The following is a 23,760-nucleotide window of genomic DNA, read 5'->3' as shown; positions in this document are numbered from 1 at the left end:
CGCTGCCATTGCCACTGCTGGGCCTCCAGCACCTGAGCCAGGGCCTCGCGCCAGGCGTCAAGGAGCAAGTCGCCGCCGTCCGATGTGCTCGGTGAGTCTAAATAGGTTTCTGACTTCCCGTTGAATGTCATCGCGATTGCCTTTTTCGGACGGGAGCGGTGCCGGTGGAGCCGATGGCGGCGCAGGCGATGCCGGGATTTTGCCCGCTGCGCTCAACGGGACGACTTGCTGCTGCACGCGCGGCTCGTCGCCGAACGCGACAGCATCGAGGCCCTCTTGCTGACGGGCCTCGTTGGGCGCGAAGATGCCGCCTTGGACCCCGCGCGCCAGCGCTTCGATGCGATCCTTCATCGCCGACCGCAGCAATGCCGCCGTATCGAACTCGACATATTCGTCGGGCTGGCCTTTCAACCCGAACAGCACGCCGAAGGCTTCCTCGATGTGGTTGAGGCAGAAGCCGAGGCCCGAAGCGATCCAGCTTTGCATCAGCAGTTCGGTCGAGCCGTAGGCTGCGCCGCCGAGACCGAGGATCTGCAGCGGGATGCGGAAGGCGAGCGCGATGTGCTCGTTCGTCAGCTTGAGCATCTCGGCGGTCGCCGCGTCCCTGCCGGCGACTGACCAGGGCTGGACCTTCAGCCCCGCCGTCAGGATCGGGGTGCCGCCCTGGTGCAGGCCCTTGGCCTGGTCGTTCCAGCGGTCGCGCAGCGCCTGGACCTGGTCCTTGTCCAGCACCAGGTCGGTGGACAGCACCGCCGAGGGCCGCGCCTCGTTCATGTAAAAGGACTGCTGCTGCCGCGCGATGGCGTTGCCGACGCCGATGTCGCCATAGGCGGCGACGATCGGGCTCTCGCCGATCAGCGGCACCGGATAGCGGTGCTTCAGCGTGTGCAGCCGGATATGCAACACGTCACGCATCGGCACCAGGACCGTGGACTCACCGAGCCGCGCCGAGATCACGTCGTTACCGTGCAACTGGTAGAAGATTTCGCCGCCGACCGCGATGCGCGGAAACGACTGCTCCGACTTCATCAGGTGCAGCTCGTCGACCTCGTAGCGGTCGTTCCGCAGCGCCAGCGCATAGCAGTTGCCGTCGAGGTACAGCGCCCGCGTCGCATTCAGCAGGAAATCACTGATCGACTGATAGTCGTTGGGATGACGCAGCAAACGGGCGAGCGCCGAGTTCTTGACCCGGTCACGCCCGCCCTTGCTGTTGAGCCGCCAGTGATCGCCGGGGCACATGGCGACGGTTTGCGCATAGGCCGAGACGCAGGCCTCGACCATGGCCGATTGCGCTGACAGCCCGATAAGGTCGTAACCCTTCTGCCACCAGTTCAGATAATCGCCCACGCCAGCGGGAATCCAGCCGCCCGTGATCGGCAAATACCATGGGCCGGGATGGTATTCGCCCTCGGTCTTTCCGATCAGCCGATTGGCAACGCGCGACAGCCAGTCTCCCACACCCGGTCACTCGCTGCGATGCGCCGACCTGGTCTGGTAGTTCCCGGCAGGCCGCGCGCTCGGCTTCTCGGCCTCAAGGACCTTGGCCTGGTGCGGGTCGGGACCGCTGCCATCGTCCTCGTGCTCAAGGATATGCGCGCCGCACATCGCGAGATCATTCTCCTCCTGCGTCGGCGTCGGCTTGCCCTTGGTGCGCTCGGCAAACTCGGTACGCGACTTGTCGCTGGCCTTCTTCTCGTCTGCGACCGCTTTCTTAGCGGCCTCGGTCTGCGGATCGTCTGCAAGTTTGGTCGTCATGGGGAAATCCTCCTCGTTGGGGATGGCCGTGCGCTGCTCAAGACAGCGCACGGTCAGCGCTGGTCACCAGGTGACGTTCTGCGTCCAGGCGACGGTGCCTGCCCGGCGCTGGACCCAGTTGAGCGGCATCACCATGCGCAGAGCGAGCGAGTCCGTCTGGAACAGCGAGCGCTGCGGCGAGGCCACCGTGCCAGGCGACCCAGCGACCAGATCGGTCGGGTTGGTGTCCTCCATATGCAGCGTGGCTTGGTCGCTCATCTCCATGCGCGGAGCCTCGCCGCCGACGACGGCGAAGTCGGCAGCATCGACCAGCATCAGGGTCTTCGGAGCGACCGTGGCGCTGTCGATGATCGGGATGCCGTTCAGCGAACCGGCGGCGATCTCTGCCTTGAACGGGAAGATGCCGATGTTGGCCGCCGAGAGCAGCGAGGCCCGCAGCAAGTCGGTCTGGTTGGCGAGCCAGACCAGATTGCGCACGTTGCCGTAGGTCGCCGTGCTGATGGAGTTGATCAGCGCGGTAATGTCGCCGACCAGCGCCGCGATGCCACCGCCCGCCGTCGCGCCGGTCGCCGCCACGCCGCTGAGCAGGCCAGCGGGCCTGATCGTGGTCGCCGGGTTGGCGTCGATCAGGACCGAGTCGACGGCGACGCTGGTGTCCTCCTGGATCGCCTGGCGGATCAGGCCCTCAATCGCGGGAACGGAATGGTCGCCCATCTCCCGTGTCCAGGTCGAGATCACGGCCATCTTCTTCGGCGTAAGCGTCTGCGAGGTGAACGCACCCTGCCGAACGGGGATCGCCATGCCTTCGCCGACGAACGAGCCAGCCAGCGACGGCGTGCGCGAGCGGGTCGGGATGACGATGCGGCCAGAGGTGCCGAAGTCCAACGTCAGGCCTTTCGGCGCAAGGCGGGTCAGGATCGCCTTCGGCATCAGGAGCGGCATCAGATCGGCATAGGTCGTCTGCGCCAGTTCCTGCGCCCAGCCGGTGACGGTGGTCATCGCCGGGGCCGAAGCCGCGCGGGTGACGATCTCGACGATGGCCTTGGTGCCTTCGTCGTCGCCGTAGATGCGCTGCCGCGTCTCCTCGACCGACTTGTTGGTCACCCTGGCGATCACCGCCACCGTGGCGCCGCGCACGATGTAGTCGAGCAGATCGAGGTCCTTCTTGCGATTGACGATGATCGCGGGAGCGGCGATGCGCTCGCGATCCGCGCCCGTGATCACGGTCGTCGAGAGCGAGCGGCTGCGGCTTGCGCCGTTGCCGTCGGCCGAGGACTTCGCCAGCAGCTTCTCGGAGTCGACCAGCGCCGAGCGGGTCTTTTCGAGCTGGGCGATGTCGGAATTGAACCTGCTGGTCATCTCCAGGTCGGCGTCGCTGACGTTGCTGTCGTCCATCTTGGCGAGATGGGCTTCGAGGAGGTCCCGCTTGGCGACGATCTGCGCCTCCAAGTCGGTAATGCGTTGAGCCAGGCCAGACATGGCGCTGCCCTTTCGATTACGAGATGTCTTGGCTTGCTCGCCAGTGATCCCGCGACGTCTGGTCCTCGCGTCTATGCTGCCGTGCTTGGCGAACAGGAGGTCCATCGTTTGCGGGGAGATGTTCAGCGACTTGGCCACGGCCAAGGCGTTTGGATTGGCTGGCACTGCGACCAGCGACGTCTCGACCAGCTCGCTTCGAACGAAGGTCACGCCCCAGTCGCTGCCTTCGCGCTGCTTGCTTTCGAGCGGTCTGAAGCCGACGCTGACGGCGCGCAGGATGCCCGCGTCGATCAGCTTCCTGATTTCATCGATGCGCTCGGACGTGCCGAACGGGGCCATCTCAAGCTGACCCCGGAGCTGCTTGTTCTCGACGCGCAGGTTGCTCCACTTCCCGATCGGGAAGTCGCTCTTGTGATTGAACAGCGCAATCGGGTTGCGCTTGAAGTTCTTCAGGTCCCAGCCGTCGCTGAGAATGACATCGTCCATGCGGTCCGGCGTTTCGTCCGAGAGGACGAACTCGAGGCCGGTGAGCTGGCCCGCGCGCGTCTTGTGCTTGATGCCGGTCGCAGCGCACTCGTCGTCATCGCCCTCGTTGTCCCAGATCAGCTGGCAGGCGTCCTCGTCGCCGAGTTCGTCGAGGCACCTATCCATCCAATCTTCATAAGTTTCACCGTCATCCGGCTCGATGTCCTGCTTGACGCGCTCGTCCATCAGGCCCTCCTCGCGAATTGACCGAAGTGCTTTTCGGCGGCGGCGAAATAGGCGGCATGCGCGTCCTCTGGCCGATTGAAGCGGCCGAGATAGATCGTTCGGTAATTGACCTTGATGCGCGCTTCGTACTTGCCCCGCGCGCGGACGACGCCCTTGCAGCCCTTTCGCGCTAGGCTGTTCGCGCCATTCTGCGAATAGTCGGCGTCGCGCAGATTGCTCCAGCGATCATCGTCCTTGACGCGGTTGTGGTGATCGACAAGTTCGATGGGCCAGCGGCCCGTCATCCAAAGCACGGCGAGCCGACCGCAGAGATGGATCGCTCCATCGATGCAGATTTGCCGATAGCCTTTGCTGTTGATCGTTCCGGCCCTTGCGCCCTTGCGCTGGTAACACCCTCGACCGTCAACGCGCCAGGTGAACACTCCCGTGGACGGGTCGTAGCGCAGCAATGCCCGCAGCCGCGAGGCTGTTGGCTTCGGCATGACGATCCTTTCGAAGAGTTAGCGGCGCAGAGCGGCGAGCGCGCTCGCCCAGTCGCCTGCCGCGGCCTGACGGCACAGCCGCATGTCGGCGTACCAGGGCGCGAGCCAACGCCAGCTGGCCCAATACGAGAGCAGCGCGGTTACGCGCGGATGCCCGATCGCTCCGGCCAGGTGCAGCGCCGCCGTATCGACGCTGACAATCTCGTCCATCTGCATCATCAGCGCCGCGCAATCGGCGAAGTCCGAGAACTCATGGACGTGGACGCCCAGGGCCCGCGCTTCATCAGCGTTCTGAACCTGGACGCTGTGCAATTCGGCATCGCCCAGCGCTGCGATCAGTTCGCCGAGCGGTATCTCGCGCGGATAATCGCCATGGCTCGGCTTGCCGATCGACCAGGCGATGCCGATCCGATAGCGGCCATTCCGTGCCAGCCGCACGCGCCTGATCAGATCGGCCTCGATCGCCATGTACGGGCTGCCATCGACGCTGTCGGGCGTGACGCGCAGGAAGTGCAGCAGGTGCAGGATGGGGCAGAAATAGTCGCAGTCATCGGCTGAGGGCCAACGCCGCGTCAGCCGTTGCAGCTCAGGCGGCATGTCCAGTGCAACGTCAGCACCCATCGCAAGCAGCTTCGGCAGATACCGCAGCATCATGATGGTGTCGCCGAAGCCGTGCGCGTGCAGCACCAGCAGCCGCTTGCCGCGCACATCTTCGCCGCGCCAGGGGCGCAGGCCACGGTCCAGCGCCTCGCGCACCTGGGCCCGCATGAACGGCGCTTCCTGCTCGCAGCGCCAATATTCGTCGAGACCCTCGGCCCAGCGGCCAGCCGCGAGCAGCACCATCGCGCGATTGAACCTGGCGCGAAGCGTCGGCGCGGCCTTCAACGTCGCGTCCGACTCTATCAGCGCCTCGTCGATCTGGTTGTCGCGATAGAGCGCGACCACGCGATTGAAATGCGCAAGGTAGCGGTCGATATCGACTGGCACGTCGTTTGTGACCGCGCGGCGGCCGATCGGCTTGCCAGCACGCGCGACGATGATCGAGTCCGGCACGCCGTTGCCGCTCTTGACTTCCAGCACCTCGCCCTGCGCGGTCAAGCCGCGCCAGCCGTACTCGGTCGGCTCGTGGAAAATGACCGGATCGAGTTCGGGCAGATCGTCGCCGAAAGCGCTCAGACCATCTCGCATCGCTACTTCCAGGTCGGCGTCGTCCAGGCGAAGGCGCGCGGATCACGCAAAGCCCATGACACCGGCCACCGGACCTTGATGGCGATGCTGTCGGTTTGCCAAATCTCCTTTTCCGGCCCCATGGTGCCCGCCGCTCCAGGCGCGGTGTCCATCACCAGAGTTGCCGCATTGACGGTCTCAATCTCGGGTTCTGGACTGATCGCAGCGACCAGGGCGGCTGGCGCAATCGCCAGCAGGTCGTTGACCACCGCGTTCGAGCCGAAAATTGAAAGGTCCACGTCGCTGCGCTCGGCGAAGCGCGCCCCCATCATCACAGCGCGACCGGGAGCCCCCACGAGGATGTAGGGACCGTTGCCGCCGACCGGAGCCAGCGAGTTGATGAGCGCTGCAACGTCTTCGAAGACGGCCTCGAACCCATCGGAGGCGGTGCTCACGGGAAGCGCGGCCACGCCGTAGCGCAAACCGGCAGGCCGGTTGGCGGCAGCCGGATTGGCGTCGAACAGCACCTCGTCCATCATGCGGCCCGCCGCCTTCACGAGCGCGTCCGAAATCAGTGCTTCTGCGTTGGATGACTCCAGCATTTCCCGCGTAAGCACGGCAATGGCGGCGAGCTTGTGCGGGTCCAGCACAGCAGGCGTCGTCGTCAGCTGACGCACCGGGATCGGCTGGCCTTCCGCGACGAAGCCAGCGTTGCCGTATTCGGCGACGAAGCCCGGTGCGCTGATGCTGCCGTAGCCGTCGAACGAGAGAACCAGGCATTTGCGCAAAATCTGCGCCGCAGACGATGCAGGCCCCAGCGCCTGGATCGCATCGCTGACATAGCGCTGCGACAGTTCGGCGGCCCATCCGGGGACGGAAACCATCGCCGGGTTGGACGCGGCCCGCGTCAGCAAATGCTCCAGGGAGCGGTCGTTCGGCCACAGCTCGGCAGCAACATCGGCGGCCTTGCTGCGCCGCAGGCGCGCAAGCGTCCTCGCAGTGAGCGAGCGCGTGAACAGATTGCCGCCCACGACCGGCTCGCGCGGTTCGCGGCGGAACGCGCTCTGGCTCTCGTGCTTCATTGGGTCTTTCCTTTTTCGGAGAAGGAAGCCCGCGCGGGCGGCGTCCGGCGCGCGGTCGCGCCAGAGCAGTCAATCGCCGCCCATCTCGGGGTTTATTTCTTGAGCTGCCGCTCGATCGCGGCGAGCCGCTCATCGATTGCGTCGAGGCGACGCGAGACCTCCGCAGCCCCGGAGGCGGCGAAGAAGACCTCGCCCCAGTTGCTGCCGCCGTTGCAGCGATAGATGCCGACAGAAGGCGTCAGCATCACGCGATCCCGCTCACTTAGCGTCGCGATGCGGTCCGACTGCTTCAGGATGATCCCGGCGTCGAAGAAGACCGTCTTGGAGATGGCGAGGCCCCACTTTCGTCCCTGCGGGTCGATGTCGCCGGGGGGAGCGTTGCCGAAGGACTCGATGGTGCCTTCGCCTTTGATGTAGACGGTGTTCGACCCGACGCTGCCGTCCCCTGGCGAGAGTTCGACGTTCCGCGCGCAAGCCAGCGTGACAATTGGAGCCTCACCGTGCTCCGCACGCCATCGCAGAAGCGGCATGTCATTTCCTGTTCGCCGGGTGGTTCGGATCGGTCGGCCAGCCGTCTTCGTCGACATCGTTGCGATATCCGCGCAGCTCGACGTACCGCTTAGTCGAGTTGTGGCAGTCGGCACAAAGCGACTGCAGCGGACCGAGCGCAAACTTGTTCCAGTCGCCCTTGTGCGGCTCGACGTGGTCGGCAACGGTCGCGACGGCAACGACGCCGCGATCCAGGCAGAATTTGCACAGCGGATGCGCCTTAAGCTGCAGCTTGCGGCGGCGCTGCCAAAAACCGGTGTCGTAGAAGTGCTTCCACTCGCTGCTGGGCGTGCTCATCCGATCAGCGCCGCTCGTGGCCGCTGATTTAAATTCTGCGAGGCTCGCGTTGCCCAACGGCTATTGTCAAGCTCGTAGCAGCCGTCATTGTTCTTTCTGTCGAGCGTATGGCCACCGGGCGGCTCGCCCATGTCGGCCAGGAAGGCTTCGAAGCTCTGCCTCCACCGATCGCAGATTGTAATGCCGCGTCCGCCGTAGTTCTTGAAGGCCTTCGTGCTGGGGTTCGTGCATCGCTGGATCATCGCTTCCCAGCTATGGTATGCCCGCGTCTTTCGACCACGACCAGCATGTCCGTGCCGGGGACGCTGTTGGCGTCCAATAGTCGTCGCACGTTCCCTTTTTAGGCAGCCACACGAGTGCGTGCCATGTCGAAGATGACAGGCCGTCGCTTCGATCTGCTCTCCGCAATCGCAATCGCAGAGCCAACAAATGCCTCCGCGTGTGCTACCGACCTCGGCTCGAACGACAAGTCGCCCGAACCGCTGTCCAGCAAGATCGATCTTACCCGGCATGTGCCTAGCCTATGAGAGCTTCAATATCGACCGGCTTCGTCGTGGTGCGGTCGCGCGAGCGCAGGCCGAGCAGCATGGCGAGCGCCACCGCGCCGTCGATGCGAAACCGGGCCTTGTCCTTGTCGAGCTTGCGGTTGCCAGCCGGGTCCATCATGGCCACGGCATTCGCCATGTTCCAGTTCAGGATCGGATTGTTCGGATGCAGCAGCTTGCGCTCGATGATCGCCAGCTCGACGGCGTCGATGGCCGGGCCCATGTCTTTGAAGCCCTGGCCCCACGGGACGAGCCGCAGCCCGTCGCCTTTGTCACCGTCCTGATAGGCTTGCAGGCCGATGCGGTCGAACTCGCGCAGCAAGTCGTTGATGCGCCAGCGGTCATACGCCAGGCGCTTCACGCGATAGCGCTGCGTCAGCCCGGCAATGAAGAGAGCTATCGCCTCGGGGTCGATTGTCCTGCCGGGGCTGATCAACAGGTGACCGGCTTCGGCCCATTCCTGGTAACGGCGGCTCGATGCGCCGAAGTCCCGGTTGGAATGCTCGTTCAGGTGATCGCGCGGCTTCCAGAAGTACGGCGCGATCCGGCAGGGGTCGCTGGCCGACCCGACCAGCAGCGCGGTCAGGTCCACGACGCTGGACAGGTCGAGCGCCAGGTAAACCTCTTCGCCGTCTTGCAGCGCTGCGTCGCCGTTGCACGCCATCCATTCCGCGCGGCTGATTAGCGAGGCGACCGGCGCAACGCGCTGGTTCAGAAACAGGTTGCGGACCTTCGGCTCCTCGGCGGGCATGCGCTGCGCCTTGCGGATCGCGGTCGCCAGGTCCTCGCGGTCGCGGAATTTGCCGAGCGCCGGGTTGGCTTTTTCCCACTGTCTCTCGTTGTCCAGGTCGCAGTCCTCGTCGGCTGTGTGGAGATGGCAGACGATAGAGGGGTCGACGCCCGACAGCCCGTCGTCGATCAGCTTCGACAGGACGTGCTCAGGGTCGTTGCTCTGCGTCGAGATGATGATGAACAGCGGCTCTTGCCGCGCGCCGAACGAGGTATCCAGCACGTCGTAGAGCTCGCGGTTCTTGGCCTGGGCCAGCTCGTCATAGATCACCAGGCTCGGCAGATAGCCGTGCTTCGTCCCAGCCTCGGCGCTGACCGCGCGATAGACCGAGCCGGTTCGCCTGCCGATCATCGTTTTGGTCGAGGGGATCACCTCAATCTCGGCCTTCAGCTCGGGCTCCAGGTCCACGATCTGGCGCGCAAACTTGAAAACGATGCTCGCCTGGTCGCGATCATTCGCGGCCGAATAAATTTCGCCGTGGACGATGGCCTCGGGGCCGACCAGGTGCGCGAGCACGATTGCCGCGATGAGCGCGGTCTTGCCGTTCTTGCGCGCGATCGACAGGATCGCCCGCCGCACCGCGCGGTTGACACCGATGTGCGGCTCGTAGATGGCGCGGATGAATAGCTTCTGGAAAGCGTCGAGCTTGAACGGTTTGCCCTGGCCGGTGCCGCTGGGCACCGTCAATCGCTCGATAAAGTCGATAACCGCCTTAGCGCGGGCCTTGCCCTGGGGCGTGCGCTTAACCAGCAAGGAGTCCGGCAAACTTGCTCTGCGACTGTTCGCCCTGGACGCCAGCGTTGATGCGGGTGCGTGCGGCAGGGGTCAGGCCGAACTCGGCGGCGTAACGCACCATGTCCGCTGCGGCCTTGCGCACGATGTAGACCAGCGGGTTCTGCGCGGCGTCGCCGTACTTGGTCTTGATGATCATGCCGTTCATCAGCGGATCGTTGTTCTGCATCCGCGCCAGCGCCTCGGCCGCCATCCGCCACTGGCCATAGGCGTGGCAATAGGCGGCAAGCGGCGCGACATCGACGATGGTCAAGAGGCCGAGCCGGTGCAGCTCCGCGCCGACCGTCCACCATTCGTCGGCTGCGTAGCCGGTGATGAAGGGCGGCGGATCAGGCAGGTTGGCCGCTACCTCGGGCTGCGGCTCGTCAGTGCGAAGCGGTCGCTTGCCTGGATTGCCGCGCAACAGTTTCAGCTGCGTCGGGATCGTTCGCGCAGGCATCGATGGACTCCTTGAGGTCGTTGAAACGGCGGCCGTCGCTCTCGCGGTGCGCCTGCTCGCCGGTAAATGCCTGCCAGCGCAGCACCGCGACATCGACGTATGCCGGATTGATCTCGATGCCGTGGCAGGCGCGCGCCGACATCTCGGCGGCGATGATGGTGGTGCCCGAGCCGCAGAACGGGTCGTAGACCGCCTGGCCGGCGGACGAATTGTTTTCGATAGGCCGCTTCATGCACTCGACCGGCTTCTGCGTGCTGTGGCCGGTCTCGGACGACTGCTGCTTGGGGATTTCCCAGATCGTCGATTGATCGCGCGCCCCGTTGAAGTGCCCGATCTTGTGCTTGCGCACCGCGTACCAGCACGGCTCGTGCTGCCAGTGATAGTCACCGCGCCCGATTGCGAAATTGCTCTTGGCCCAAATGATCTGGGCGCGCATCTGGAAGCCGCTTGCGATCAGGCTCGCCTCGACCACGCCGACATGCAGCGCGCCGTGCCAGACGTAGGCAACGTCGCCTGGAAAGAGCTGCCAGGCCTCGGTCCAATCGTCGCGATCGTCGTTGAGGACGAGCCCGCGAGCACCAGCACCGACCTTGGTGCCGTCGCTGCGATAGACGCGCTCGCGCCAGTTCGGGTCGTAGTTCGCGCCATAGGGTGGATCGGTCACCATCAGATGCGGCGTCACGCCCGCGAGCGCGCGGCCAACGTCGGCCGCATTGGTCGCATCGCCGCAGACCAGGCGGTGACGGCCAAGCCGCCAAACATCGCCGCGCCGCGCCAACGGCTCGGCCGGAAGATCAGGGACCTCGTCGGGATCTGTAAGTCTTGGGTTCGAGTTCGTCAGCGCGCCAGCTCGCGGTCGGAAAAGCCGATCAGCGGCAGGTCGAAGCCCATCGCGGTGAGATCGGCCACTTCGATTTTGAGCAGCGCGTCGTCCCAGCCCGCGTTCTCGGCGAGCTTGTTATCGGCGATGACGTAGGCGCGCTTCTGCGCTTCCGACCAGCCGCGAGCGACGATGACCGGGACCTCTCGTATCCCCAACCGCTCGGCAGCCAGCAGCCTCCCGTGCCCAGCGATCACCATCCCGGCTTCATCGACCAGGACCGGTGTGGTCCAACCCCACTCGCGGATCGAGGCCGCGATCTGCTGCAGCTGCGCCTCGGAATGCGTCCTGGCGTTGCGGGCATAGGGGACCAGGGCCGCAACCGGACGCCGTTCTGTGGCCCACGCGGGCCAATTTGCGCCCTGCGTGGCGAGGGTATCCAGCAGCATCACAACCTCGGTAGTAAATGTGTTTGATCACTATGCCTGACCACCACGCCAAGCCGGTCAGCAGCGTGATGGTGGGCTTCCGGCCTTCATGTGCTCGGCGGTCAGCGACCCGTGCTGACCGTGCTCGCTCGCCCGTCAGGTCGCGAAGTTCGCCGACCATCCTCCTATGCCGGGGCGGGGGCGCGCGGCGGTAAGAGGATTAGCCGCAGCGCGGTCGCGGCGTCGCGGGACATATTGAACCGTTCCGGCTCCCCTGGCCGCCTTTCAAGCCCCCGTTGAAAGCGCGCGGAGATCAATTTCATCGCGATCCAAACTGCGCTCTGGACACGAGCATAGCGTTCATGTTGGCTGCTATTGGCCGAGCCACCACTTCAGGAGCGTACCGATGCCTGACGTAAGGGAAAAGCAACGCGAAGCCCGCCGGAAGATCATTCGCCAATGGGCGAAGCTTCCGAAGGAGCGGCGGCAGTCTATTGAGGCGATTTCTGAATTCGCCAGGACCGCCGCCCAGGAGAACGAAAATGCATTCGCCCACAGTCATCGTGATCCCTACGAGAAAATCATGAGCTGGCTATTGCCGCGTGCTCATCTCTGAGCGACCGAGCCGCCCAGTGTCCGGGTCAGAACTGGTTCCTGGACCGGTCGATAGGCCGGATGCGCGCGGTCGCGGGCGAGTTCGGATCGCGCCGATTGCTGGCGCATTCGGCGAGCACGTTGCGGAGCCCGCTGATGCGCGTTTGCGGGGCTCTCACTCGGGGGTGTCCAGCTTGTGCAGCTCAGCCCTCGCCAACGCCGTGGCTTTCTCGATGGCCTGCTCTCGCGTGAAGGTGTTGGGGCTCAAACGGCGTGAGACAAGGCTGTCCCAATAGAACCTGACCGATTTCCGTCCATCGGCGAACCACACTTCGAGGCTGCCGCAGTCATCGTCGACGCCACGGTGAGGGATGATGCGGATGGGATCGCCTTCGGCCATGGGTAGGCTGCTATTGAGCAAGCCAGCAGGAATGCCGAATTTGATCGCTTCGACAAGTATTCTTTTTTCGTTCTTTGCGATGTCGCGGTCGAAACAGCAAATATGGCGGGGGAAAGTTTTTGCTAGACGAGGCGATCAATCAAATGCGGCAAGCGTCTTCGCGCATACTAGATCCAGAGATGGACAAGCGACTGCAGCTCTACGAGAAAACCCTCGCTCGACGGCATTAGCACCCGTCGCAGGATGTAGTCCGAACGACCTTTGCTTATATGTAAGCGGCAAAGAGACTCTCAGCTTGCCGCTTACAATTGACCTCGCCGTGTAATCAGATAGCTTCACGAAGTCGGAGATTGCGCCACTCCAGATTCCAACCACATCCCGGACGGCACCAACCTCGAACTCGGCAGATGTTGATGGCGAGTTGGTTGCGTGACCCGTGCTTGAACCGAACGCGCCGTACTACGCTCTTATTTTGATCAAGAAGTCGCTGACTTGCGCCTGCAATGAAGAGATATTGTTGCTCAAATGCATCATCTTTCCAACAGCGTGGCCCGCCGATGAGCCAGATGCGCGCGACGCATCGTTCAGTTGGTCGATATCTCGGGACGCTTCGCGCATATCAGCACTGACCTTTGTGATGCTTCTTGAGATGTCGTTAGTCACAATCGATTGCTCTTCTACCGCCGCCGATATGCTGCTCGAGATCTCCTGCACTTGTTCGACTATGTCAGCGATCTCACCCATCGCCGCAGTCGCCAGTTCCGTTTTTCGTTGAATGGCGAGAATCTGAGTATCAACCTCGCTCGTCGCTTTTGCTGCTTGCGCAGCGAGAGTCTTCACCTCCCCCGCCACTACTGCAAAGCCTCGACCCGCTTCGCCAGCTCGTGCTGCCTCGATGGTGGCGTTGAGCGCCAGCAAATTGGTTTGCGAGGCTATGCCCTCGATCATTTGGACAACGCTGCTGATCCTCGTCACCGAAGCAACGAGCTCACTTAATGTTGCTTCGGCGTGTACGGTTTTTTCGCGCGCAGTTTGCGAAACATTTGCTGCGGTCGAAACTTGTCGACTGATTTCGGAAATCGAGGCCGAGAATTCCTGGGCAGCCGAAGACACGGCAGTGGAGTTTTCTTCAGTCTTTTTCACCATTCCTGTCATGGCTTCAGCACGAAGACGGACATCGTCCGTTGAAGCTGTGATTTCTGATGCAACCGCTTGCATGTCCTGCATTGAGCCCGCCACAACGTCGACGACCCGCGACACGTCGTTGTCAAATTTCCCTGCAAGACTCAGCCTCTCTTCGCGCATACGAACCAGATCGGTTATGTCCTGCCAAACACACACGACTATCGGATGGCCTCTGAATGCCGAAACGACAAGACTTATCCTGACCGGGATGGAAGTGTGATTTTTGCGCCGAAGCCACCATTCGATCGCGACGTGGCCTGACCTCATCACAACCTCATTCGTCTCTTCGAACATCTGCGCAACAGTCTTGCCGTTCGGCTGAGGATCCAAGGAAAGCGAGGCGATACTCAATCCTCTCAATTCTTCTCTACCGGAAAGTCCGAGCATGTGAGCTGCGGCGTCGTTGCCGAGCACGCACCGGTCCGCATCATAAACTGTAATACCATCCTTGATCGACTCGAAGGCTGTGATCGCCATCGCTTCGTCCAAGGTTATTCCTGTCGTCTCCCGTCTCGCCGACATCATGAAGGAAAGGACCAACATCAATCCGCCGAGAAGGAGCCCGCCCCAGAAGTGAAGTGAAAGCGCGTCTGCATTAGCCGCAATTGTTGCTACCGGGACAGACAACGCCAGGGCGAGACTTGATATCCGATTGTGCCACATAATTCCAACCGCCGATTGCACCCGACATAAGTGGTCGTATCGAATCTAAATTAAGATTTCCCTTTCGCACCGTTCTATCCACCGCTATTGAGCGGTTATACCTTTGTATGGCTGAGTATACCCCACGTGCACCGCTCCCGAAAAAGCTTCATACGCAGCCTCAAAGCTCTGCTGCAATATGCGTGCGCGATCTGGGCCGGCCGATGGTGCGGGTGGAGCAACGGACGATCGGCGGAGCTGGTCGGGGTTGGTGCGCCACGACGGCGCGAAGAAGGAGGAAGATCGACCTAAAACCTTCAAGCAGCCTTGCTGTGCAAGAGATGAGGGTAGGCTCCTCGGGCTCGGATTGCAGGATCAGAGTCCAAACCACCACAAGCTGCTTCGACACAACGGTCGAGGTGGTGAGCGTTGTTGGAACAGGCGGGCGCAAGCCCGTCAGGTAAGCCTCAGGAAGGCGAGCGGAAGCGAACCGCCGATGAAGCATCGAAAACCAGTACAGACGTTGTCGAAACCAAGGGTTCAACCCTTCCTTGGGAGCAAGCCTATCGGGAGCCTGGTTACCGGATGGGTGACGACCGGTGTAGAGGCGGCGCGATCCTGATGGCAGGCTCTTACACGGAACGTGGGAACCTGGGTTGTGATGCCAAGGGAGAACCTGAAAGCGGCAGCACCGCTGAGGGGTGCAGGAGTGAGGAGGAGGCCAAAGCGGTACTGGGAGCGATCCGTAATCGCCTTGCCGAGTGCGGTCTGGAACTCCACCCGGAGAAAACCCGGATCGTCTACTGCAAGGACAACAATCGGAGCGGGGGTACGAGCAAATCACGTTCGACTTCCTCGGCTACACGTTCCGGCCGCGCAAAGCTCGGGACAGCAAGGGTGAGAAGTTTGTCAGCTTCGCACCGGCCATCAGCCGCAAGGCAGCCAAGGGAATCCGGCAGGCTATCCGCGAATGGCGGGTGACAAGCAGGAGCAACCAAACGCTGGAAGACCTAGCCAAACTGATCGACCCTGTCGCGAGAGGATGGCTGAACTACTACGGGCGGTATTACCGCTCGGAGTGCGTCAACGTCCTTCGTCACGTCAACATGGTGCTCACCCGGTGGGTGATGGGGAAATATAAAAGGTTCAAGCGCCGGAAAACTGCGGCCATATACTGGCTAGGACGTCTCGCAAAACGAGCGCCAAGCCTGCTGTATCTGTGGAAAGTCGGCATCAGACCAACGGCTGGATGATAGAAGCCGGATGAAGCGCGAGCTTCACGTCCGGATTCGTGAGCGCCTGGGGGTGAAATTCCCCCGGGCGACTCGACCGTAGCCGATCGTCCGTTGCGGTGAGGCGGGCGGCATAAACCTGTCTATGCCGCAATCGGCATAGGCAGGTCTCGATCAGCGAAGCGATGCAGGCCCAGTTCTCCGCGCCCTCGAGAGACTATTTTTTCTCGTAGTTGTTCGCGGGCGCTTGGCGCGCTATTTGCTCGGCTCCCCTTAAACTCATGGAGCTCTCACAGTGAACATACAATTGAGGGTTCCGCTTGTCGGCCAAGAGCATGGCTATGATGGTCAACCGATCATGCGACGAGATCACCACGGAATTATGCGGCCGTGGGGGAGTTGGGCTTGTTGGTATGCAGAGCTGGCCCCGGTTGTTTGGACAGCGCCCCGCGAAAATTAAGTGGATTCCTGCCGGGTTATGCTGAAGGCGGGGCTTTACGATTTTGCTGTGGCGTCGGGAGGGCGTAAGCCCGACCAGAGCCGCAGCAAAATCGTTGGCGACGATCATGCGGCCGTCACCATCGTTTGCGCGCCGAAGTAAGCCTCGTCGGGCGTGCGTTCGTCAAGGCTCGAGTGAGGACGTCCTCGGTTGTAGAACGCCAGATATTTGGAAATCGATGCTCGCGCCTCGAGCACGCTGTCGTAAGCACGCAGATAGACTTCCTCGTATTTGACAGTGCGCCACAGCCGCTCGACGAACACGTTGTCGCGCCAGGCACCCTTGCCGTCCATGCTGATGGCGATGTTCGCGTCCAGCAGCACGCCGGTGAAGTCGAGGCTGGTGAACTGGCTACCCTGATCCGTGTTGAAGATCTCGGGCCTGCCGTGCTTCGCCAACGCCTCCTGGAGCGCTTCGACGCAGAATATCGTCTCCATCGTGATCGATACGCGATGGACCAACACCCGTCGGCTGAACACATCGACGACCGCCGCGAGGTAGACGAATCCACGTCGCATCGGAATGTAGCTGATGTCCATTGCCCAGACCTGGTTCGGCCGCTCGATCTTCAATCCGCGCAATAGGTACGGGTAGATCTTGTGGCCCGGTGCGGGCTTGCTCGTGTTCGGACGGCGATAGATCGCCTCGATCCCCATGCGCTTCATCAGCGTCGCGACGTGGCGGCGGCCAATCTGCATGCCCTCACGCTGCAACAGCGATCGCAGCATGCGCGCCCCTGCGAAGGGATAATCGAGGTGCAGCTCATCGAGCCGGCGCATCAAGACAAGGTCCTCGGCCGAAACCGGCCGAGGTTCATAGTAAACCGTACTGCGGGCAAGGTTCAGGACCTTCGCCTGGCGCACGACAGACAGATCATGGTCGCGGTCGATCATCGCTTTGCGCTCAGCAGGCCCGCCTTGGTGAGCGCGCCGGACAAAAAATCGTTCTCCAACGCAAGCTCGCCGATCTTGGCATGTAACGCCTTCAAATCGACCGGCGCCTCGGCCGGTCCGTTGTCCTGCCCAAACACTCCGGCGGCGCCTTCCAGGAGTTGGGTCTTCCAGGTCGTGATCTGGTTCGGATGGACATCAAACAATTGCGCCAGCTCGGCCAACGTCTTCTCCCCCTTCACGGCCGCCAAAGCCACCTTTGCCTTGAATGCCGGAGAATGCGTCCGGCGACTCCTCTTCGTCATCTTCGCTCCTGATTCGCGGCAAGAAGCCTCGCCGCTCTCAGGCAGAAAATCCACTCAAGCTACTGTCCGAATTTGCGGAGCCAGCTCTTGCTTCCGCTTGTATGGTGTCCTATTACTTTCGCCCGGGGCCCCGCCTGGGTTTGCCCGCGCTTTGGCGGGACGACGCAGGCCTCGACCGAGACTGTTTTCATTATTTGGCTTCGATCGAAGGATTGGAGAGGCTCGTAAAGCCATCTGGCGGATTTACGCGCGATTTTATCGCCGAGACGTTGCAGAGGCGAGGGCCGATCTGGGCTGCGGTAACTCTAGCAGAGGAGGATAAGCATGTAGTGGTACTGACCGGCGTGAACGAATTGACGCTACACTTGAATGATCCTTCAACCCCAGAGCGTGCGGAAATTGGCTTCTTTGATCTTGAGCTCGACGAGCTTTTCGTCAAGAACCGCGATTGGCTGTGAACGCTCCGCCGCAAGCAGGACTGGGAAGGGCGAGCCAAGACTATCCCCGCCTTCCCCATACACTCAATGGCTCCGAAATTGCATGATTGTCACGATCCTTGGTTCCAGAACGAGGCGCAGACAATACCGCTGACAATTTCGACTTAAAGGAACCCACTTAGCCGATCCTAGGGACCCGCTAAGTTGGTCCATGCCATTTCTCGATCTGCCACCATCCATTGAAAACCTAAAGCTTTTTGGCCGAAAGAATGTTTTTCTTTCCCGAATTTTCGGAAGAGCGGCCGCTAAAATTGGAGCGCCGCCGCGCTCGGAAATGGGTTTCTTTAGGATTTCCGGTGCCGCCCCCCCCGCCCGGAGAAAGACATTCCCCGCAGACTTCAATTGGTTAGGGCGAGTTTCGGCGCGGCACCGGTACTGCTTTTCGGAAGTCGAGCGTTCGCGGTCCTTGCTATCAGGCGCTGCGCGGGTCCCCTTGGAACCGGGCTGACCGAATGGGGAATGTTCGTCTATTGAGCCGGAACCCTGGGGCGCTGCCTGGTTCCGCCGACTGCCGCCTAGTTCCGAACGACTCTGCCGAGCCGCACGCTTGGCCACACGCGCGCTCGTTCCGCCTTGATGGGGCAGCGCGCCGCACGGGCCGCCTGTGGCCCAGGGAATGCCTAACCGGTCGGGCCCGTAGTCCTGGGGCTTACGGTCCAGGCAGGCAATCCCTTCGGGAATGGAAAACGCTGCCAGCACTTCCATTGCTGCTTCTGCAGCACCTTCGCAATGCCATGGCTACGGTTCGACTGGATGTCGGCGCGCAGCAGAGCGATGTACGGGCAACGAAACGGCGCGGCGCACAACGCCAGGCGCGAAACCACGAAAGAGAAACCGAATGCTTGACTCGCCTTACGGCATGCACCTGTCGATCTTTCCGGCTTGCGATACCGACAAGCCAACCGAAGACCGGCTGGAGCGCATCATCGAACGCCTGATGGATCGCGCCGACAAGGCCCTGCTTTCCGGCAAGGCGACGCAGGTCCAATACGACGCTTGGATCAAGGCCCTGAACACTTGGGCCAAGAGCGTGAAGCTCGCGCGATAACCGAAGCCGCAGCCTCCTGGCTGCCCACACGCCCAGCACCCGAAAGGGGCTCTGGGCTCGGGGCAGTACGGGGCGACCATTCCGGTCGCCGCAAAACAAGAGAAGTTGAAATGGCTACGAAGAAGAAAACGGCGAAGGAGGCTCCCGCTAAGAAGGCGGTCGCCAAGAAGTCCAGCGCCAAGAAGACGGCCGCCAAGTCTGGCGCGCCGAAGGCGGGCACCAAGACCGAGCAGTTGATGACGCTGCTCAAGAGCGGCGCGACGGTCGAGGCCTTGTGCTCGAAGCTCGGCTGGCAGGCGCACACGCTGCGCGCCGCGGTCACCCGCCTGCCTGGCGGTGCGAAGGTCGAGCGGTCCCGCGAGGACGGCGTCACCTCATACAAGCTGGCGTAAGGCGCGCCAGCGTGATCCCCGACGAATTCACTGCCGCGATGGTGGTCAGTTTCATGATCGCCATCGCAGCAGCACAGGCTGGCTGGCACTTCGCCAGCTTCATCAAAGCAAAATGGAGCAAACGGAAATGAGACTACCACTCACGATAACTGCGCTGCTTGCGGCGACCCCGGCTTTTGCCGGGGACAGCAGCAGCGGCGGCGACCCGTTCATGGGCCTGATCGTCCTGGCCATCCTGATCGGCTGCTACTTCTTTCCGACGCTGATCGCGCTTGGGCGGCGGCATCGCAACACGCTGGCGATCTTTCTGCTCAATCTCTTTTTGGGCTGGACGTTCTGCGGCTGGATCGCCTCCCTGGTCTGGGCGGCTACAGCGGTGAAGCGGAGGATCACATGAGCTACGCTCTTCTAAACAAGTGCCGAACGGTTCGGGCGGCTACATCACGGTCTGCACCTGCAACTGATACCACCAGGGGCGGCGCTTGCTGCCGTCCCTCCTGGGGGATGATCATGAGTGACGACAATGAAAAGTCGCTACGCGAGAACGGCGTAGAGCCAGAACGCAAAACGCCGGTGTGGTCGTCATGGGGCATCGGCGCAATTCTCGTGTACGTGGCGGTCAAGTTTCTGATGCATATCGCTCGCACACATCACTGACCCGGACATGTACCCCCTGCGAGCACTGCAACAGGTTCGCCGCGTGTGGTAGACTTTCGTCGGTTCAACCCGGGATAGCGTCAGGTCGGGGGCCGCGATGCAGCAAATTGCCGACTGGCTCGAAAAGCTCGGTATGTCCGAGTATGCTCAGCGTTTTGCTGAAAACCGCGTTGATTTCTCCGTCCTTCGCGAACTGACTGATCAGGACCTTAAAGATATTGGTGTCGTCCTTGGCGATCGCCGAAAAATGTTGCGCGCGATTGCTGACATCGACGGTATTAAGAAAAACGCACCAGCTGCGCGCGCCAAGATGATGGCAGCGCCGCGCTGTACACCGGTGGCGTCAGAGCCGATCCCGACCGCAACACCGCTGCCGAGCGCCGCCGCGGCTGAAGTCCGCGGCGAGCGCCGCTATGTCACGGTGATGTTCTGCGATCTCGTCGGTTCGACCAGCATTTGCGCGCAGCTCGATGCCGAGGAGTGGCGCGACCTCGTCTGCGCTTATCTCGATGCCGCTTGCGCCGCGGCGATCGAGATGGGCGGCCATATCGCCAGAAAGTTGGGCGACGGGCTCATGGTGCTGTTCGGTTATCCGGTAGCGCAAGAGAACGATGCCGAACGCGCGGCGCGGGCTGCGCTCTCGATCCAACGCGGGCTCGCCGAGGTGAACCGCAAGAATACTGCTGCTGGCAAGCCTGCGCTTAACGCGCGTATCGGCATTGAAACTGGCGCGGTCGTGGTCGATGCGGCGGGTGAGATTTACGGTGATGCGCCTAACATTGCGGCGCGGGTGCAGGCGCTAGCGGAGCCAGGTACGGTAGTAATGACGGCGCGGGTGCAGCACCAGGTCGCCGGTCTGTTCGTCGTTGAGGAACGCGGCAGCCATGAACTTAAAGGCGTGCGGGAGCCGGTGACGCTATACCGGCTCGTGCGGGCGAGTGGTGGCGGGCGCCGCGGGGGACAGCGCCATCTCACGCCGTTGGTGGGGCGCGAGGAAGAGATCGCGACGTTGATGCGGCGCTGGGAGAGGGCGCGGCAGGGCGACGGGCAGTTGGTGATGATCGTGGGCGAGCCGGGATTGGGAAAATCCCGCCTGATCGAGGAATTCCATCTCCGGCTGCGCGAGGTGCCGCACACTTGGACAGAATGGAGCTGCTCGCAGCTTTCGCAAAACACGCCGCTGCACCCGATCGCCGATTGGGGCCGCCAGCGCTTCGGCGGCGCCGACATCCCCGCCGAGCAACGTCTCGCGGACCTGGAAAATACGCTGGAACTGGTGAAGCTTGACCCGGTCGAGAATGCCCCCTTATTGGCGCCCCTATTGGACATCCCCATGCCGCAGACCCGTGCATGCACCTTGGAGCCAGGGGTGTTGCGGCGCCGACAGCTGACAGCACTCACCAATTGGGCAATGGCCGGCGCGCGAACCCAGCCGTTGGTCCTGGCATTTGAAGATGTGCATTGGGCTGATCCTACCACGCTCGAGCTGTTGCGCGGCATCGCCGAGCGCGGGGCACTTGCGCCCTTGTTCATTCTCATCACCGCCCGACCGGAGTTCCGACCGCCCTGGGGCACGCGCTCGCATCACAGCACAATCAGCTTGGCTCCGCTCGATCGCTCGCAGGTCCGCCATATGGTGGGTCAGCTTGCCGCTTACCACGCGCTGCCGAAGGAAGTGCTGGACCGCGTGACCGAGCGCAGCGGTGGTGTGCCGCTGTTCATTGAGGAAGTGACACGACTTCTACTGGAGCGCGGCGAGCATGGTGACATCCATGCGATCCCGCCGACACTACAACAATCGCTGACCGCGCGGCTCGACCGGCTGGGCGCAGCGCGCGAGGTGGCGCAGATCGGCGCCGTGATCGGGCGCGACTTTTCCTATCGGCTCCTTCGCGCCGTCGCCGGGACGGAAAACGTGCCGCTTCAGACGGCGCTCGAACGGCTCGTCGAGGCCGACATTCTACGTGTGCAAGGCCTGCCGCCGGACTCTGAATATCGCTTCAAGCATGTTCTTATTGTGGATGCTGCCTATGAGAATTTGCTTAAGAGCCGACGCCAGGTTTTGCACCGACGCGTCGCCGAAGCGCTACGTGATAATTTTGCCACCACCTGTGCCGCCGCGCCCGAGCTGCTGGCGCATCACTTCACACAAGCGGGGCTCACCGAAGCGGCGCTCGAATGGTGGGGCAAGGCAGGGGAACGGTCGCTCCAGAAGTCCGCCCTGGTTGAAGCCATTGAGCAACTCACCCGCGCGCTCGACCAGATAGCCAGTTTACCGAGTACGCCCGCGCTGCGCCGTGAGCAAATCAAACTTCAGGTGGCGCTTATTACGCCGCTTATTCACGTGAGGGGTTACGCGGCGCCAGAGACCAGGGCTGCGGCGGAACAGGCACACACGCTAATCCAGCAGGCAGAAATGCTTGGAGAGCACCCTGAAGACCCCCTCTTGTTGTTCTCGGTACTCTATAGCTTCTGGGTCCATCACTACGCCAACTTCAATGGTAAGGCGATGCGCGAGCTTGCTCGTCAGTTCCTGACGCTGGCTGACAAAAGCCCCTCCACGGTTCCACTCTTGATCGGGAGCCGCCTCACTGGCGTCTCCCTCATGACCACGGGAGACATCGCCGGGAGCTTGCCACACTACGATCGGGCGCTTGCGCTCTATGACCCGGCCGTGCACCATTCTCTGGCGACGCACTTTTCCATCGATGCTGCGGTAGCCGCTCTGTGCTTTAGATCTTGGAGTCTTTGGTTGCTTGGCTATCCAGATGCGGCGCTCGCAAGTGTGGAGGACAGTCTAAAGAATGCACGCGAGTTTGGCCAAGCCGCCACTTTGATGTGGGCCCTATTTTACGCAATCCTTCCCCACATTTGGTGCGGAAAGTACGCCGTAGCAAAAATGCAGGCGGACGAACTCGTCGTCTTGGCGAATGAGAAGGGCACGTCTTTTTGGAAAGCAAATGGCATTCGAGCGCAAGGCTACCTCCTAGCTGAAGTCGGCGGCGCGGTCGACGCTGTCAGCATGATCCGCTCCAGCCTCGACGCCTGGCGATCAACCGGTTCGACCTTACGGGTGCCGACCGATCTGTCCTATCTTGCCAGCGCCTATCTGAAAGTCGGTCAGTTCGACAATGCCGAACGCTGTATCCACGAAGCCATGATGGCGGTCGAAAGTACCGATGAACGCTGGTACGAGGCTGAGGTCAATCGCGTAGCAGGCGAAGTCGCGGTCAACTCGCCAGATAGCGACGCTGCGAAGTCAGAACGCTATTTCGAGCGCGCCCTTGCGGTCGCCCGCGAACAACAGGCCAGATCCTGGGAACTCCGCGCCGCAATGAGCCTCGCCCGTCTTTGGCGCTCCCAGGGCGAGCCGCGGCAAGCTCGTGAATTACTTGCTCCGGTCTACGGCTGGTTCACTGAAGGGTTCGACACGCGCGATCTGAAAGAGGCCCAAGCGTTGCTTGCCGAACTGGCGACGTGAAGGCGCTCGCGATCGACAGGGGAAATGTCGCTGATTGGGCCCAAAGCGGCGGTCCCGGAATGTCTGCTCTCGCGTCGCTGTTAACCGGGCGAGCCAATTGGAAGCCCCAGGGATGCGCTCGGCGGGTTACGGGCCGTCACCCTCAAAAGCGCGCCAGTCGCCTTCCTCTGCCCGTTTTTGTCCCGGCTTTGGCGAGAATGGGCCGGGAAACGGCCAAGGCGTGTCAGGACGAAAACACCAGGCTTTTCAGGGCAGAATGTTGTGGACGGCTCCTCCGCCCGGCACGCGAGTGCGACGGGCTCCCACGAATCAACGGACCTTTTGACGTCGCCGCGATCAGGATAGCCGTCAGCAGCATCGCGCCAGCAAAAATGATCCGCGCGAGGTTTGCGCCGACGAGTGGTAAAGGCCGCGAAAACTCGTACAGCGTGCGAATATAGTGATATGGTTCGAGCGTGTTGTTGACCTCAAAGGAACGGCTCTCCGGCTTCGCCGCTTTCGAGATTAAAGCGGACATCAACCAGCCGACAATGCCCGCTGAAACGTCGAAAATGACACAACGCGGACATTTCTCGCGGGGAGCGCTAGGCTGTAGCGCGAGC

The 23,760-nt window shown here is 62.3% G+C and carries 24 protein-coding genes; 8 read left to right on the top strand and 16 right to left on the bottom strand.

Annotated elements, in window-relative coordinates:
- Positions 1–57: 57 nt before the first annotated feature.
- From NLM33_RS13835 to NLM33_RS13780, 12 genes are all read right to left on the bottom strand, one after another.
- On the bottom strand, positions 58–1,458 hold the full coding sequence (locus NLM33_RS13835) for a phage portal protein (RefSeq protein WP_254096594.1): 1,401 nt from the start codon (positions 1,456–1,458) through the stop codon (positions 58–60).
- A gap of 6 nt (positions 1,459–1,464) precedes the next feature.
- Positions 1,465–1,755 (bottom strand): hypothetical protein, encoded by a 291-nt coding sequence (locus NLM33_RS13830; RefSeq protein ID WP_254096593.1) that lies wholly within the window; start codon positions 1,753–1,755, stop codon positions 1,465–1,467.
- A 63-nt stretch (positions 1,756–1,818) separates the two neighbouring features.
- Positions 1,819–3,945, bottom strand: a complete 2,127-nt coding sequence (locus tag NLM33_RS13825) for a phage major capsid protein (RefSeq protein WP_254096592.1) — start codon at positions 3,943–3,945, stop codon at positions 1,819–1,821.
- Positions 3,945–4,427, bottom strand: coding sequence for an HNH endonuclease (locus tag NLM33_RS13820; RefSeq protein ID WP_254096591.1), 483 nt, complete (start codon positions 4,425–4,427; stop codon positions 3,945–3,947). The genes NLM33_RS13825 and NLM33_RS13820 overlap by 1 nt, the downstream gene beginning before the upstream one ends.
- 18 nt (positions 4,428–4,445) lie before the next feature.
- The gene (locus NLM33_RS13815; protein WP_254096590.1) at positions 4,446–5,615 is read right to left on the bottom strand and encodes a hypothetical protein; all 1,170 of its coding nucleotides are present in this window, start codon (positions 5,613–5,615) and stop codon (positions 4,446–4,448) included.
- 2 nt (positions 5,616–5,617) lie between these two features.
- Complete coding sequence (locus NLM33_RS13810; RefSeq protein ID WP_254096589.1) at positions 5,618–6,676, bottom strand: phage major capsid protein; 1,059 nt, start codon at positions 6,674–6,676, stop codon at positions 5,618–5,620.
- Positions 6,677–6,768: 92 nt separating this feature from the next.
- Complete coding sequence (locus tag NLM33_RS13805; protein WP_254096588.1) at positions 6,769–7,206, bottom strand: hypothetical protein; 438 nt, start codon at positions 7,204–7,206, stop codon at positions 6,769–6,771.
- A gap of 1 nt (position 7,207) precedes the next feature.
- Positions 7,208–7,579 (bottom strand): HNH endonuclease, encoded by a 372-nt coding sequence (locus tag NLM33_RS13800; protein ID WP_254096587.1) that lies wholly within the window; start codon positions 7,577–7,579, stop codon positions 7,208–7,210.
- Positions 7,580–8,038: 459 nt separating this feature from the next.
- Complete coding sequence (locus tag NLM33_RS13795) at positions 8,039–9,622, bottom strand: terminase large subunit (RefSeq protein ID WP_254096586.1); 1,584 nt, start codon at positions 9,620–9,622, stop codon at positions 8,039–8,041.
- Entirely contained in the window at positions 9,600–10,088 is a 489-nt protein-coding gene (locus NLM33_RS13790) for a phage terminase small subunit P27 family (protein WP_254096585.1), read from the bottom strand. The genes NLM33_RS13795 and NLM33_RS13790 overlap by 23 nt, the downstream gene beginning before the upstream one ends.
- Positions 10,015–10,866 (bottom strand): site-specific DNA-methyltransferase, encoded by an 852-nt coding sequence (locus NLM33_RS13785; RefSeq protein ID WP_254096584.1) that lies wholly within the window; start codon positions 10,864–10,866, stop codon positions 10,015–10,017. The genes NLM33_RS13790 and NLM33_RS13785 overlap by 74 nt, the downstream gene beginning before the upstream one ends.
- Positions 10,867–10,925: 59 nt before the next feature.
- Positions 10,926–11,357: a ParB/Srx family N-terminal domain-containing protein gene (locus NLM33_RS13780; protein ID WP_254096583.1), complete on the bottom strand. Its 432-nt coding sequence runs from the start codon at positions 11,355–11,357 to the stop codon at positions 10,926–10,928.
- Between the two features lie 385 nt (positions 11,358–11,742).
- On the opposite strand from NLM33_RS13780, the gene NLM33_RS13775 reads away from it, so the two are divergent.
- Positions 11,743–11,952 carry a hypothetical protein gene (locus NLM33_RS13775; protein WP_254096582.1) on the top strand — a complete coding sequence of 70 codons (210 nt, stop codon included), beginning with the start codon at positions 11,743–11,745 and terminating at the stop codon, positions 11,950–11,952.
- A 153-nt stretch (positions 11,953–12,105) separates the two neighbouring features.
- Here the strand turns inward: NLM33_RS13775 and NLM33_RS13770 are convergent, their stop codons facing one another.
- Both NLM33_RS13770 and NLM33_RS13765 read right to left on the bottom strand, forming a co-directional pair.
- Positions 12,106–12,330 carry a hypothetical protein gene (locus tag NLM33_RS13770; protein ID WP_254096581.1) on the bottom strand — a complete coding sequence of 75 codons (225 nt, stop codon included), beginning with the start codon at positions 12,328–12,330 and terminating at the stop codon, positions 12,106–12,108.
- Between the two features lie 459 nt (positions 12,331–12,789).
- Positions 12,790–14,004 carry a methyl-accepting chemotaxis protein gene (locus NLM33_RS13765; protein ID WP_254096580.1) on the bottom strand — a complete coding sequence of 405 codons (1,215 nt, stop codon included), beginning with the start codon at positions 14,002–14,004 and terminating at the stop codon, positions 12,790–12,792.
- 914 nt (positions 14,005–14,918) lie between these two features.
- Here NLM33_RS13765 and NLM33_RS13760 point away from each other — a divergent pair.
- Positions 14,919–15,410 carry a group II intron maturase-specific domain-containing protein gene (locus tag NLM33_RS13760; protein ID WP_254096579.1) on the top strand — a complete coding sequence of 164 codons (492 nt, stop codon included), beginning with the start codon at positions 14,919–14,921 and terminating at the stop codon, positions 15,408–15,410.
- 543 nt (positions 15,411–15,953) lie between these two features.
- On the opposite strand, the gene NLM33_RS13755 is transcribed toward NLM33_RS13760, so the two are convergent.
- Positions 15,954–17,083 (bottom strand): IS3 family transposase gene (locus tag NLM33_RS13755; protein WP_254095161.1). Its coding sequence is split into 2 segments (ribosomal slippage): positions 15,954–16,831 and positions 16,831–17,083, totalling 1,131 coding nucleotides; the frame shifts between segments, so codons are not numbered across the junction.
- Here NLM33_RS13755 and NLM33_RS13750 point away from each other — a divergent pair.
- The 6 genes from NLM33_RS13750 to NLM33_RS13725 all read left to right on the top strand — a co-directional run bounded on the left by NLM33_RS13750 (position 17,047) and on the right by NLM33_RS13725 (position 23,158).
- Positions 17,047–17,541: a papain-like cysteine protease family protein gene (locus NLM33_RS13750; protein WP_371929942.1), complete on the top strand. Its 495-nt coding sequence runs from the start codon at positions 17,047–17,049 to the stop codon at positions 17,539–17,541. The genes NLM33_RS13755 and NLM33_RS13750 overlap by 37 nt on opposite strands.
- 877 nt (positions 17,542–18,418) lie before the next feature.
- On the top strand, positions 18,419–18,628 hold the full coding sequence (locus NLM33_RS13745; RefSeq protein WP_254096577.1) for a hypothetical protein: 210 nt from the start codon (positions 18,419–18,421) through the stop codon (positions 18,626–18,628).
- A 110-nt stretch (positions 18,629–18,738) separates the two neighbouring features.
- Complete coding sequence (locus NLM33_RS13740) at positions 18,739–19,020, top strand: DUF3489 domain-containing protein (protein ID WP_254096576.1); 282 nt, start codon at positions 18,739–18,741, stop codon at positions 19,018–19,020.
- Positions 19,021–19,147: 127 nt separating this feature from the next.
- Positions 19,148–19,417 carry a superinfection immunity protein gene (locus NLM33_RS13735; RefSeq protein ID WP_254096575.1) on the top strand — a complete coding sequence of 90 codons (270 nt, stop codon included), beginning with the start codon at positions 19,148–19,150 and terminating at the stop codon, positions 19,415–19,417.
- A 113-nt stretch (positions 19,418–19,530) separates the two neighbouring features.
- A complete protein-coding gene (locus NLM33_RS13730) occupies positions 19,531–19,677 on the top strand; it encodes a hypothetical protein (protein ID WP_254096574.1) in 147 nt (48 codons plus the stop codon).
- Positions 19,678–19,774: 97 nt separating this feature from the next.
- A complete protein-coding gene (locus tag NLM33_RS13725) occupies positions 19,775–23,158 on the top strand; it encodes an adenylate/guanylate cyclase domain-containing protein (RefSeq protein WP_254096573.1) in 3,384 nt (1,127 codons plus the stop codon).
- A 223-nt stretch (positions 23,159–23,381) separates the two neighbouring features.
- On the opposite strand, the gene NLM33_RS13720 is transcribed toward NLM33_RS13725, so the two are convergent.
- Positions 23,382–23,675 (bottom strand): hypothetical protein, encoded by a 294-nt coding sequence (locus NLM33_RS13720; protein WP_254096572.1) that lies wholly within the window; start codon positions 23,673–23,675, stop codon positions 23,382–23,384.
- Positions 23,676–23,760 lie beyond the last annotated feature (85 nt).

The organism is Bradyrhizobium sp. CCGUVB1N3, from assembly GCF_024199925.1.
Classification (GTDB): domain Bacteria; phylum Pseudomonadota; class Alphaproteobacteria; order Rhizobiales; family Xanthobacteraceae; genus Bradyrhizobium.
The sequence above is the reverse complement of the archived record's forward strand: the minus strand, read 5'-3'. Positions and strand labels throughout refer to the sequence as shown.